Here is a 12,419-nt window from a genome sequence, read left to right on the forward strand (position 1 = left end):
ATCTATCCCCTCGCCACAACGGCGTTCGCCTCTGGTTCGCTCAAGCCCACGCCACCGTCAGCAACCCTGCCCCCAGCACGACACACAACGGCGAGTAGACCCAGGTATCGAGCCGGGCGAACGTCGACCCCTTGACCTCCTTGAAGAAACCCACCAGGTTCGACTCGCCAATGGCCCGGGCAAACATCAACAGGGCAATCGCACTGATCAGCCATTGCAAGGCACGATGGGTCACGGGAGGCGCGATCAGGCCGACCCGCAGACACACCAGCACCGCAATCATCAGCAGCGCCAGCGCCACCAACAGCGTCAGCCATCCCGACGGGTTGAACGCCGGTTGCAGTGTGCCGCCCTGCTTCACCGGCACCTGCGGCACTACCGCCAGCGCCGCCCACTGCCCGCCCAGGGCCCAATACAAATGAATCAAGCTGATGGTCGCAAACACCGCGACCAGCGACCGAGCCAATACAAGCGTCATTCGCCAGCCTCCTGAAAAAGGTTGAACAATCATCCTAGCTGGAATCTGGCATTTCGCTGGACGGGCGCAGGTTGCCGGATTCCAGTGAATGACGACTTGCCCAGGATCAACTGTTCAATTGACTGGCCTTAACGCGCTACAGCCCCGCGGTCACCTTGTCGGCGACCTCCTTGGGTAACCAGGCCTGCCAAACCTCGGGGTGAGCCTTGAGGAAGGCTTCGGCGGCCTCGCGGGAGGGCGTGCGTTTCTCACTCATATCGGCCAGGGCCTTGTTCAGCGGGTCGATCGGCAGGTCGACCTTGCTGAAGAACTCGGCAATGTCCGGGTGTTGTTTCTGGAACGGTACGGACACGCCAATGGACAACTTCGAAGCCAGGGACCGCGTCGGCCTGGGGTTGGGGTTGTCGGCATCGGTCAGGGTTTTCCAGGCCTCGGCATCGAATGGCGGCTCTTGCAACTGCACCAGTTTGAAACGCCCGAGCAGCGGCGTGGGCGACCAGTAGTAGAACAGGATCGGCTTGCCACGGCGAATCGACGAAGTGATCTCGGCATCGAGCGCGGCCCCTGAGCCGCTGCGAAAGTTCACATAGCTGTCGGAAAGACCGTAGGCCTTGAGCTTTTGCTTGTTGACCACCTCGGAAGTCCAACCGATGGGACTGTTGAGGAAGCGTCCCTTGCTGGGGCTTTCCGGGTCCTTGAACACGTGCTTGTAGCGCGCAAGGTCCTCGACGCTGCGCAAGTCCGGCGCCAGGGGCTTGATGCCCTTGGCAGGGTCGCCCTTGATGACGTATTCCGGCACCCACCAGCCTTCGGTCGCGCCCTTGACCGTATCGCCCAGGGCAACCACCTTGCCTTCGGCCTCGGCCTTGACCCACACCGGACTGCGACCTGCCCACTCCTCGCCGATCACTTGGATATCGTTATTGGCCAGGGCGGTTTCCAGGGTAATGGTGGTGCCCGGCAACGTGTCCGTCGGCAACCCGTAGCCCTTTTCGACAATGACCCTCAGGATATCGGTGATCAGGCTGCCGCTTTCCCAGTTCAGGTCGGCAAAGTGGATCGGCGTCGATGCAGCGGATGCCGGAAGGGGTGAAACCAACACAGCGAGGGTGGCCCAGGCAGCCAGCCACTGTCGAACTCGTTTCATGTTTGATACCTCATGCCGGATGCAGCAATAGCCGAACGGCGTGCGAAGCGAACGCAAGCCTGTGACTAGTTCAGTCAATTGACTGTAGCCAAGGTTCCAGCAGGAGCGTTTTAAAACTGTTACGAGTATAAAAAGAACAAAGGACATCAACCCGATTCGTCATCCAAGGATGAAAGCCGCTTCCTACTCGCTGGCCTTGAATGTCACAAGTTCACCCTTGCGCCATTTGGCAGCCTTGGCGGTGACTGCTTTCAACGTCTTGGTCAAACCTTCCTGCAACTGTTCGTTGGCGGCCAATACGGTCACTACGCTGTGCCCTTCCTTGAACAGGATGGCGTGGCCCTCGGCGGTCGTGACGAACGCGTAGTCACCCAGGCCATAGACCGTCAATTTGATTTCACGAAACCGGATTTCAAACTTGCCTCCCTCGCGACTGGGAAGTACCGCCGCGCGAAAATGGTCGCCAACCTTGAGTTCCAGCCGGGGTTTGTCATCGACGACCAATGCCGACTCGGTGTCGATTTCGGCAATATAGATACCTTCGGCGGTCTGCTCGGTGATATAGACAAACCGTGACTGGAATTGCTTGACCAGTTTTGCCCGCAGGTCGCCCAGTACAAATAACGCATGCATGTCGAGATTACTTACTGCCAAGGAAACATCCCCATCTTTAAACGGCCCACTCTTTGAGAATGGACCACGAGAACCCGCACGGCCCCATGGGCCTGTCATTGAATTCGAAAGTGAACGGTGCGCCCTGACCCAGGGCGGGAGAAGACTATAGGATCGCTACTCTCGCCGTCTTTCCCGGCGGTCGTCAGAGGCTGAAGGAAAACACCACTCTGAGCATCGGAAAAGGTGGGACTACTAACTTTAGGGAAATTTCTCACTTAGAAAAGCATTTTTCTGACATCGAGGCCAAAAAAAATTGCTTTAGATAGGCGCAACCGTACACACGGTGCTGCCGATTCTAGAGCAGCCGCTGACGCGCAGACTACTTAAAACAGCCGGCAATTCGTCGGTAACCATAGAAAAGGAATTCACATGGCTACGTTTCCAACCCTGATCCGCCCCGCCATCTCATGTGTCGCCCTGGCGCAGGACGCCACTCATGACGACGGTTACGCACCGATTGCATTGATCCAGCCCAGATACCGGGTCGTTCTTGCCGGCAAGTGTTTTTTTCATATCGAAGAAACCTCTACCGGGCGCGTAAGAGGTTTCCGCGCCGACCATAACGAAGCCTGCTATCTCGCCCGCACCCTCGAACAGAACCCTTCAACGGCAGGCGCCATGACTTAACTCAGCCGCCGACCGGCAACTGCTGCCATACTGCCTGCCCAGCGAGCGCCTCCATCGGCGGTGCTCGTACAACAATATGACTTGAAGGGAAGGCGCGACGTGACGGAACTAGACATCGGCGATTTTTTCATCCGCGGCGAAGCCAGAGAGGTAGAAGGCGAATTCCAAGCGGTCATCGTCATGCGCGCCAAAACCGCCGCCACTGCGGTCACCTATCACCAGGTAGAAAGGGATCGCTGGTTCAAGACGCCGGAACTTGCGGCCGAGGCCGCCAAGGAGTCAGCCCGGGCCCTGAAGCTCGCGGTGGACGAAGGTGCGCTGAAAGCCTGAAGCCAATCGAACTCCTGACGATTGCTCGCCTCAGATAGAGGGAAGCAACCGAGGCGCCATGACGGCGGTAGTCCAGAGGAGTCCTACAAAATGGAACAACCATCCCACGAACTCAGCACCCTGTTTGACCAACTTGGCCTGCCTTCGGACGGCAACGCCATCGATGATTTCATCATGGCGCACCCGCTGGATCCGAACACCAAGTTGGTCGATGCGCCTTTCTGGTCGAATCAGCAACAAGATCTGCTTCGCGAATGGTTGCTTGCCGACGGCGAAGAGGCGGTATTGGTGGATCAACTGAACGTACGCCTGCACGACGGTAAATAACCCCAGAACGGCAAGCAAGCTTTCGTGGCGAGGGAGCTTGCTCCCTCGCCACGAAAGCTTGCTCGTCATACAGGCTCCGTCGAGACTCAGCGCGGTTTCTCGGGCTTATAGCCCAGCCGCAACCCACCCCAATGACGTCCCTTGAGCATGATTGGCACCGACAGGTCATGCATCAGCTCGCCCGTGTCCCGCGTATAGGTTTGCAGCAACACCGGCTGTTGATGACTGCCGCAGCGGATCCCGGTGCGATCGGAGAACTTGCGCTTTGTGCGATTGTTCAGCGTGTCCACTTGCGGATCGCCGGTCAACGGCTGACAGAACGCATTGTTGTGAGTCGGCACGTAGCCCTGCTGAGTGCAGGCAATCGCGAAGACCAGCCCCTCATGCCGCGCCAGCAACGGTTCCTGGATCGCTGGCAGCACCTGGTCGGTGTAGCGGTCGAAACGGGTCTGGAACTTCGCCGGATGGGTATTGGGGATCGGTTGGTAGCTGCGATCGAACAGATCCTCCAGGCTGACGCGCCCCTGGTCGATATCCGCCTCGAACTGTGCGGCAATCCGGCTTGCCCCTTCCCGCGCCAAGTCATAGACCCGCTGGTGATAATCGTCCAGGCCCACCTCGGCCAGGCGCTCGCTGATGGTCTCGGCCTGGCCTTCCATCTGCACAGCGGCCTCGGCCAGGCGCTGGGTCTGCTGGTCGCTGATCGCCAGGTCACCGCGCATTTGCTCGATCGCATGAAACAGGCTATCGAGTTGTCCACGGTTAGTGTCGGTACCCTGGGCGATGGCGCTGACCTGGGTTTCGACACCGGCCGCAAGCCGCGCGATGTTTTCGAGGTGCTGGCCGGTGTGCTCGACTTGCTGCACACCGCTGTCCAGGTCACCGGCCAATTGGCGGATCTGCTCGACGACCTGCGCGGTGCGCTGCTGGATATCCGCGACCATCACGCCGACCTCGCCGGTCGCCGCGGCAGTGCGCCCGGCCAACCCACGCACCTCGTCGGCCACCACCGCAAAACCGCGACCATGTTCCCCGGCACGGGCCGCCTCGATCGCAGCGTTAAGGGCCAACAGGTTGGTCTGGCTGGCGATCGATTGAATCACCAGGGTCACCCGCTGGATTTCGTCGCTGCGCACGCTCAGCGCCTCGATGAGTTCGCGGCTTTCATTGGCGCGCTGACTGAGCTGATGCATTCGGCTGATGGATTCGACCAACTCGCTGCGCCCGGCGACACTGCTGCGATGGGCCTCGCTGGCCGCGCCCAGGGCCTCTTGACTGAGCTGCGAGGTGGCCTGCTCGGTCGCGATCATCGCTTCGGCGTTGCCAACGATCTGCGCCGCGGCCCCGAGCTGTGACTGGACCTTGCCCGCCAGCTGCTTGACCGAATAGGCAACGCCAGCGGCGGACAGTGCATTATGGCTGGTGGTGTAGGAAAGATCGCGGGTGAGCTCGGCCAGGCTGTCGCTTGCCGTCGGCACCGGTGTGCTGTTCAGCCGCGAGCGCAGGCGTGGCAACCAGACGATGAGCAGCGCCAGCGGCAACGCCAGGTACAACGACCAACCGCCCAAGGTCATGCCACACAGCAGCGAAACCAGCGCCAGGCTTTGCAGAGTCGGCGCAAGCCAGCGCGCTGTAACGCGCGCTACTGGCACCGAGGCCGACGCTGTCGCCGCCAGAGATCCTTCTGTCGCCATTTTCGTCACCCACTTTTCTCATTGTTATGGCCGCATTAAACGCCACTATCGAGCCATTATCCATGGTCCATTAGTCGTGTTTTCGGCAAAAAAACGAGAAGCGTGATGACCAAAAAGCAAAAAGACCGCAGCTTCGGATGAAGGGCTGCGATCTTTTTCGAAAACGGTATCAGGCCTGGCGCTGGTGCTTGTCGATCTGCTCGTGACGTTCCTGGGCTTCGATGCAGTATTTGGTGGTCGGACTGATCAACAGGCGCTTGAGGCCGATCGGCTCGCCGCTGTCGTCGCACCAGCCGAAGCTTTCGTCGTTGATACGGTCCAGGGCCTGCTCCAGTTGCGGCAGCATGCGCTGGTCGCGATCGATGGCGTTGACCAGCCAGGTGCGCTCTTCTTCTACGGAAGCTGCGTCCGCCGGGTCGGCCGGGCTGTCCAGGCTCTCAATGGCGATTCGGTTCTGTTCGATGCGCTCGTGGGTTTCGACTTTCATGTTCTGCAACAGCTTGGTGAAGTAAGCCAGTTGCTCGGCATTCATGTAGTCATCCGCCGGCATGGCCAGCAACTTTTCCTTTGTCATTGATTTCTCTATAAAAAAACGTGCATTAAGGCGAATTATGGAGCGTCCCGCATCAAGCAGCCACGCTCATCGGGAAGGCGCCGTTTATTCCAAGCGCCACCCGGCACTCAATTTACGAGGGGCGGCAGTCTAAGGCCGAGTCGGGGCGTCAGCAACCGAAAACATGGGGAAAATGTCCGACAACCGCTTCAAATGCTGTCTGACAGGCTTCTGCCGGCCGTCGGAGTGCGTTTATAACAAGAAATTCGCTGCGATGGCTGTATCAAGAAGACAAATGGCAACGCCACGCGGGTCAGGCGTGGCGCTTTGTCGCAACCTCAGGCATGTCAGCGTTTGAGTTTGCGCTTGTTGCGGTACTGATCGATCACCACCGCGACGACAATGATCAGACCCTTGATGATGTCCTGGATATAGGCATCGACACCGACAAAGGTAAAACCACTGGCCATTACCCCGAGGATCAGCGCACCGATCACCGTCCCGGTGATGCGCCCCACTCCACCGGCCAGGCTGGTGCCGCCAATGACCGCCGCGGCGATCGCGTCGAGCTCGTAAGACATGCCCATGCCGGCCTGCCCGGTCGCCGCCCGCGCCGAGGCCACGACGCCGGCCAAGCCCGCCAGCAGCCCCGCGATGCTGTAGACGATCACCAGGTGGCGCTTGACGTTGATGCCCGAGGTCCGCGCCGCCTGCATGTTGCCGCCGATGGCGTAGGTGTATTTACCGTACTTGGTGTAGCGCAAGGCGACGTGGAAGATCACCGCCACCACCAGGAAGATGATCACCGGCATAGCGCCATGACCGATGGCGGTGTACGAATCGGACAACATGCTCACCGGCTGGCCTTCGGTGTAATAACGCGCCAAGCCACGGGCCGAGACCATCATGCCGAGGGTGGCGATAAAAGGCGGGATGCCGGTAACGGCGATGATGCTGCCGTTGATCGCCCCCGCCAGCAGCCCCACGCCGAGGCCCGCCACCACCGGTATCCACACGGGCAGGTCCGTCAGGGAAGGAAACACCGCCCGGGAAAAATCCGAAGTCTGGGCCAGGCTCGCGGCAATCATCGCCGACAACGCCAGCACCGAACCTGACGACAAGTCGATGCCGGTGGTGATGATCACCTGGGTCACGCCGATGGCCAGCAGGCCGATGATCGACACTTGCAGGATCATCAGCACCAGGCGCTGGGAGTTCATCAGGAAACTCTGGTCGCGCATGATCCAGCCGAACAGCTCGAACACCAGGCCGATGCCGATCAGCACCAGGAAAATGCTCAGTTCCGTGGGCAGCCGCCGACGCGTCCTGGCCGGTGCGGCGGCGGGTTTGTTTTCCAATATCGCGTTCATAGCCAATCACCTTTTTTATCTGTGGCGAGGAAGCTTGCTCCCTCGCCACGGGATTATTGCTCGACGTTATTGATTCGCCCGGCAGGCATCAGGACAGGCCCGACGCCAGTTGCATGACTCGTTCCTGGGTGGCTTCGCTGCGGTCGAGGGTGCCCATCAGGTCGCCTTCGTGCATCACCATGACGCGGTCGCTCATGCCCAGCACCTCAGGCAGCTCCGAAGAAATCATGATGACCGCCATGCCTTCGCTGGCGAGGTAGGCAATGAGTCGGTAGATCTCGGCCTTGGCGCCGACATCGATGCCGCGGGTCGGTTCGTCGAGGATCAGGATGCGCGGGTTGGTCATCAGCCAGCGGGCCAGCAAGGCCTTCTGCTGGTTACCGCCGGATAGAGTGTCGATGCACTGCTCCAGGGACGGTGTCTTGACCCGCAGCTTCTTGCACATGTCCTCGCACAAGGCGCGCAGGGCTTTTTGCTGGATGAAACCGTTGCCGACGTAATGAGGCAGCACGGCCATTTCCATGTTTTCCAGCACCGACAAGCAGGGAAACAAGCCGCTGAGCTTGCGATCCTCGGTCAACAACGCGAAGCCCTTCTCGATCGCCATGTGCGGATCACTGATGTGGACCGGCTGGCCGTCCAGCAAGATTTCGCCGCCAGTGGCAGGGGTGACGCCGAAAATCGCCTCGGCGACGTTGGTCCGGCCCGAGCCCATCAACCCCGCGATGCCGAGGATTTCCCCGGCGTGCAGGTCGAACGACACCCCTTTGAAAATACCCGCCAGGCTCAAGTCCCGTACCGACAGGACCCGATCGCCGATTGGCTTGTCCCGCTCGGGGAACAATTGGCTCAATTCACGCCCGACCATCATCGAAATCAGGCTGTCGCCATCCATGCTGTCGGCCCGTTGCAGGCCGATGTAGGCGCCGTCGCGAAACACCGCCACTTCATCGGCGATGGCGAAGACTTCGTTCATTTTATGGGTGATGTAGATGATGCCCTTACCCTGGGCCTTGAGGTCGGCGATGATCGAGAACAAATGGGCGACTTCGGTCTCGGTGATGGCCGAAGTCGGTTCGTCCATGATCAGGATGTCGGAGTCATACGAGACGGCCTTGGCGATCTCCACCATCTGCCGTTCGGCAATGCTCAGGTTGCCCACCTGCTCCTCCGGGTCAAGCTTGATGCGCAAGCGCTCCAGCAACCGGGCGGTGCAGCGGTGCATTTCACCATGATCGATCATGTGCAGGCCGTTGAGCTGTTCGCGGCCGATCCAGATGTTTTCGGCGATGCTCATGTGGGGCATCAGGTTCAGTTCCTGGTGGATCATGGCGATCCCGGCCTGCAAGGCCGCCAGGGGGGTGTCGAAGGTCACCGGCTTGCCCCGCAGGCGCAGCTCGCCGGCGTCGGGCTGGTAGATGCCGGCGATGATCTTCATGAGCGTGGATTTGCCCGCACCGTTTTCCCCCATCAAGGCCAGCACCGAGCCGGGGCGTACCCGCAATTGCACGTCTGACAGGGCCACGACGCCAGGGAAGCCTTTGCTGACGTTGACGACCTCCAACAGGTACGGTTCGTCAGGTAATGCGTCCGGCCGGAACGTTGCCGCCGGGGCGCTCGAAGCAGTCGCTGATGCGAACATGGTGGGTACTCCCTGGGCAAGGTCGGCGCGGCGACCTTGCCTGTTTATTGTTGTGATGAAACAGGTGAAGCGTTACTTGAACTGATCGACGTTCTCCGGCGTGATCAAGCGATATGGCACCCAGACGGATTGCTCGACCGGCTGCTTCTTGACCATTTTCACCGCGGTATCGATCGAGCCGTCGGCTTGACCCTTGGCGTCCTGGAACACCGAGACCGCCATGTCGCCTTTCTTGATGGCGTTCAAGCCGTCCGGCGTGCCGTCGACCCCTGCGATCAACACGCTGCCCTTCTTGGCGCCCGTTTGCCTGAGGGCCATGGCGGCGCCAATGGCCATTTCATCGTTGTTGGACACCACGGCGTTGAACTCGCGGCCTTGGGTCAGCCAGTCATTGACCAGGGTCATGCCCTTGTCCCGGGACCACGTGCCCGTCTGCTCCTGCTCGATCTTGATGTCCGGGTACTTGGCGAGGACTTCCTTGACGCCCTTGGTGCGGTTGGTGGTGGAGTTGTTCGCCAAATCGCCCAGCAGGATCACGATCTCACCCTTGCCGCCCATCTTGTCGGCCAGGTACTGCATCTGCATGCGCCCGGCCTCAAGGTCATCCGAGGCCACGGTGACCACGCCTTCCGGCAGTTTCGGGTCGTCTGGACGGCGGTTGACGTACACCAGCGGAATGCCGGCGGCCACGGCGGCCTTGGTGATGCGTTGGGTCGCGGCGGTGTCCACCGGGTTGACGATGAGCGCGTCGACCTTCTGGCTGATGAAGCTTTCTACCTGACTCAATTGCTTGACCACGTCGCTGCGCGCATCTTCGAACTGCAACGTGACGCCGTCCGGCAGGGCCTTGGCTTTCTTGTCCATGGACTCGCGCAGGTAGGTCAACCAGGTGTCATCGAACTGGGACATGCTGACGCCGATCTTCAGGTCCGCCAGGGCAGCGCCGCTGGCAAACATCAATGACAGGGCCAGCGAGGCAATACGGGTCTTGGTGTTCATGAACGTTCTTTCTCCACTTTTTTGTTGGTCTTATGGATAAGGCGTAACGGACTTCAGGAACGTGGTAAACGCACGATCGGTGCGCCGGGCATGCAGCACACCACGGCGCCCCTGCGCTGGATGCACAGGGCTTCGAACAAGGGAAGGATTGCGGACAGGCGCAAGGACAATGGCAGGTGAAACGCAGAGCGGTTGAAGGTTTTCATCGACGGTACCTGGCTGTGTTTCTTGTTTTTGTTTCGTCCTTCGTCCATTCAGGGCGAGCCTGGATAAACGCGGACAGGGTTGTCGGTAACCTGGAATCGACTTTATTGGAAAATATTTTCCATATCAACCCATTTTAGAATTTTATTCGTTTTTTATTCCATGTCCTACAGGCTCGGATAAACACACCACCTGACCCTGCTCCGCGCTCTGTCTTGCCGCGTCCAGGAGGCGTGTCGTGGCCAGGGCATCGCGGGCCGCAACGGGCAGCGGGCCGTCGCCCTGCAACGCTGTCTGTAGACGCTGATAGAACGCGAGCCAGCAGCCCCGTTCCGAGGCTACCCGCTCGCGCTCGGCACCGTGTTCGAACCAGCCCCAGCGCCGATGTTCTTCCGTGCCCCAACGTTCGCCCTCGGTGGCGGGGCTCAGTCCCGCCAATGCCAGGGCCTCCTGACCATCGAGGCCTTCGACGGTATAGCAGCCTTCGCTGCCACTGACCCGAAACCTTGGGCGCGGAGCGCTTTGCAGGCAATTGCCGCTCAAGTGCGAGACCACACCGCTTGCGTGGACCAACGACATGAAAAAACCGTTGTCGTAGGCCTGGCCTGGCTGTCGATAATCCAGCTCGGCATACACCCGGGTCACCGGCCCGAACAATTGCAGCGCCTGGTCCACCAGATGGCTGCCCAAATCCCGCAGGAAGCCCCCGCCACTGGCTTTGCCCACCGAGGTCGGCGAGTAACGTTCGACGCTGGACTCAAAACGAATGACCTGCCCCAGGGCACCGGATGAAAGCAATTTGCGCACCGTCAGGAAATCCGAATCCCAGCGGCGGTTCTGGTACACGCTCAACGGTACGTTGCGTCGTTCGGCAGCCAACACCATCGCTTCGGCCTGCCCGGCATCAAGGGCGAATGGCTTGTCGCTGACCACCGCCACGCCGTGCTCGATGGCCTCCATCACAATGGCAGGGCGCGCTTGCAGCGGCGTGGACACCACCACCGCATCGACGCCGGCCGCCACCAGTTGCTCAAGACTATCGAAGGCCTGGACCCGCGGATGCTCGGTTGCCAATTGCTGGCGTCGCTCGGCGGAACGGGTCACCACCCCGACAAACGTAGCGCCCGGCAGGCTGCTGATGAGCGGCGCATGAAAAAACCGCCCGCCCTTGCCATAGCCCACTAGTCCGATTCGCATGAACACTCCTTATCTGGAAATAACGCCGGGCCCCTGTGGGAGCGAGCCTGCTCGCGAAAGCGGTGTGTCAACCAACATGAATATTGACTGGCCTGACGCCTTCGCGAGCAGGCTCGCTCCCACAATTGACTGCATTCCACAGAGGGAATGTGGTCAGCCGTAAAAGCGTGGCCGCTCCGGCAGCTCGACCTTGATGATCTGCCCACTCTGCTGCGCTTGGACACAGGCATCCGCCGCCACCGCCGCGGCGAAACCATCCCAGGCCGACGGCCCGCCTACTTGCCCGGCACGCACGCCGTCGATGAACGCCTGCAACTCGACGTCATAAGCGGCGATGAAGCGATCCTTCCAATCCATCAGGATGGCATTGGACAGCTTGGCGCCGCTGCGCAGTTGCACCTGGGACGGTTCCGGCAGCTTGGCGATGCCGGTCTCCCCCACCACTTCGCATTGGATGTCGTAACCGTACTGGCAGTTGACGAACACCTCGACGTCGATCCGCGTGCCCTTGGCGGTTTCCAGCAGAACGATCTGCGGATCCCGCAGGTGGGCCAAAGCCTTGCTGCTCTTGCGCGGGAACACCACCTGTACCGACACATAGTCGTCGGCCAGCAGCCAACGCAGCACGTCCAGCTCGTGGATCAGGGTATCGGTGATCGCCATGTCGGTCTTGTAGTTCTCCCCCACGCTCGGGTTGCGGTGGGCGCAATGCAGCATCAACGGCTCGCCAATCTGGCCGCTGTCGATCACCGATTTGAGCGCGCGGTAACCTTCATCATAAGGGCGCATGAAGCCCACCTGCACCAGGCGCTTGCCGTGGGCCACTTCGGCGTCGACGATTTTGCGGCAGCCTTCGGCCGTGACCGCCAGGGGCTTTTCGCAGAACACCGGTTTGCCTGCCGCGATGGCCGCCAGCACGAACTCTTCATGGCTCGGCCCCCAGGAGGTGACGAGGATCGCCTCGACGTCCGGCGCCGCGATCAACGCGTGGCCGTCCGGATAGACCTCGGCGGTCAGTTTGAGGTCGGCCACCACTTTCGCCGCCTGGGCAAGGTTGATGTCAGTCACTGCCACCACCTGGCTGTTGAGCAAGGTCTGGCTGCAACGACGGATGTGGTCCTGGCCGATGGCCCCGGTGCCGATGACGCCCAGCTTCAAAGACATGTTGAACTCCTT

14 protein-coding genes are annotated in these 12,419 nt (G+C 60.5%); 3 read left to right on the plus strand and 11 right to left on the minus strand.

Annotation, left to right across the window (positions count from 1 at the left end; translation table 11 throughout):
• Window positions 1-40: 40 nt before the first annotated feature.
• From J3Q04_RS14485 to J3Q04_RS14495, 3 genes are all read right to left on the minus strand, one after another.
• Complete coding sequence (locus J3Q04_RS14485) at window positions 41-478, minus strand: DUF3995 domain-containing protein (protein WP_420766592.1); 438 nt, start codon at window positions 476-478, stop codon at window positions 41-43.
• Between the two features lie 136 nt (window positions 479-614).
• Entirely contained in the window at window positions 615-1,625 is a 1,011-nt protein-coding gene (locus tag J3Q04_RS14490; RefSeq protein ID WP_420766593.1) for an ABC transporter substrate-binding protein, read from the minus strand.
• A 183-nt stretch (window positions 1,626-1,808) separates the two neighbouring features.
• Window positions 1,809-2,258, minus strand: coding sequence for a hypothetical protein (locus J3Q04_RS14495; protein ID WP_420766594.1), 450 nt, complete (start codon window positions 2,256-2,258; stop codon window positions 1,809-1,811).
• A gap of 411 nt (window positions 2,259-2,669) precedes the next feature.
• On the opposite strand from J3Q04_RS14495, the gene J3Q04_RS14500 reads away from it, so the two are divergent.
• The 3 genes from J3Q04_RS14500 (at window position 2,670) to J3Q04_RS14510 (ending at window position 3,584) form a co-directional block, all read left to right on the plus strand.
• Complete coding sequence (locus J3Q04_RS14500) at window positions 2,670-2,927, plus strand: hypothetical protein (RefSeq protein WP_420766595.1); 258 nt, start codon at window positions 2,670-2,672, stop codon at window positions 2,925-2,927.
• Window positions 2,928-3,026: 99 nt separating this feature from the next.
• Window positions 3,027-3,257 (plus strand): hypothetical protein, encoded by a 231-nt coding sequence (locus tag J3Q04_RS14505; protein WP_420766596.1) that lies wholly within the window; start codon window positions 3,027-3,029, stop codon window positions 3,255-3,257.
• A 90-nt stretch (window positions 3,258-3,347) separates the two neighbouring features.
• Complete coding sequence (locus J3Q04_RS14510) at window positions 3,348-3,584, plus strand: DUF2789 family protein (RefSeq protein WP_420766597.1); 237 nt, start codon at window positions 3,348-3,350, stop codon at window positions 3,582-3,584.
• An 86-nt stretch (window positions 3,585-3,670) separates the two neighbouring features.
• On the opposite strand, the gene J3Q04_RS14515 is transcribed toward J3Q04_RS14510, so the two are convergent.
• The 8 genes from J3Q04_RS14515 to J3Q04_RS14550 form a co-directional block, all read right to left on the minus strand.
• The gene (locus J3Q04_RS14515; protein ID WP_434611056.1) at window positions 3,671-5,278 is read right to left on the minus strand and encodes a methyl-accepting chemotaxis protein; all 1,608 of its coding nucleotides are present in this window, start codon (window positions 5,276-5,278) and stop codon (window positions 3,671-3,673) included.
• Between the two features lie 169 nt (window positions 5,279-5,447).
• Window positions 5,448-5,852 carry a TraR/DksA family transcriptional regulator gene (locus J3Q04_RS14520; RefSeq protein ID WP_030141286.1) on the minus strand — a complete coding sequence of 135 codons (405 nt, stop codon included), beginning with the start codon at window positions 5,850-5,852 and terminating at the stop codon, window positions 5,448-5,450.
• Window positions 5,853-6,178: 326 nt separating this feature from the next.
• Complete coding sequence (locus J3Q04_RS14525) at window positions 6,179-7,201, minus strand: ABC transporter permease (RefSeq protein ID WP_420766599.1); 1,023 nt, start codon at window positions 7,199-7,201, stop codon at window positions 6,179-6,181.
• Between the two features lie 88 nt (window positions 7,202-7,289).
• On the minus strand, window positions 7,290-8,843 hold the full coding sequence (locus tag J3Q04_RS14530) for a sugar ABC transporter ATP-binding protein (RefSeq protein WP_434563689.1): 1,554 nt from the start codon (window positions 8,841-8,843) through the stop codon (window positions 7,290-7,292).
• 72 nt (window positions 8,844-8,915) lie between these two features.
• Window positions 8,916-9,842 (minus strand): sugar ABC transporter substrate-binding protein, encoded by a 927-nt coding sequence (locus J3Q04_RS14535; protein ID WP_420766601.1) that lies wholly within the window; start codon window positions 9,840-9,842, stop codon window positions 8,916-8,918.
• Between the two features lie 53 nt (window positions 9,843-9,895).
• Window positions 9,896-10,048, minus strand: a complete 153-nt coding sequence (locus J3Q04_RS14540; protein WP_434563685.1) for a hypothetical protein — start codon at window positions 10,046-10,048, stop codon at window positions 9,896-9,898.
• A gap of 142 nt (window positions 10,049-10,190) precedes the next feature.
• Window positions 10,191-11,243 (minus strand): Gfo/Idh/MocA family protein, encoded by a 1,053-nt coding sequence (locus J3Q04_RS14545; RefSeq protein WP_434611052.1) that lies wholly within the window; start codon window positions 11,241-11,243, stop codon window positions 10,191-10,193.
• 153 nt (window positions 11,244-11,396) lie between these two features.
• On the minus strand, window positions 11,397-12,407 hold the full coding sequence (locus tag J3Q04_RS14550; protein ID WP_420766604.1) for a Gfo/Idh/MocA family protein: 1,011 nt from the start codon (window positions 12,405-12,407) through the stop codon (window positions 11,397-11,399).
• Window positions 12,408-12,419 lie beyond the last annotated feature (12 nt).

This window comes from Pseudomonas sp. D4-21 (assembly GCF_051132125.1).
Lineage (GTDB): Bacteria > Pseudomonadota > Gammaproteobacteria > Pseudomonadales > Pseudomonadaceae > Aquipseudomonas.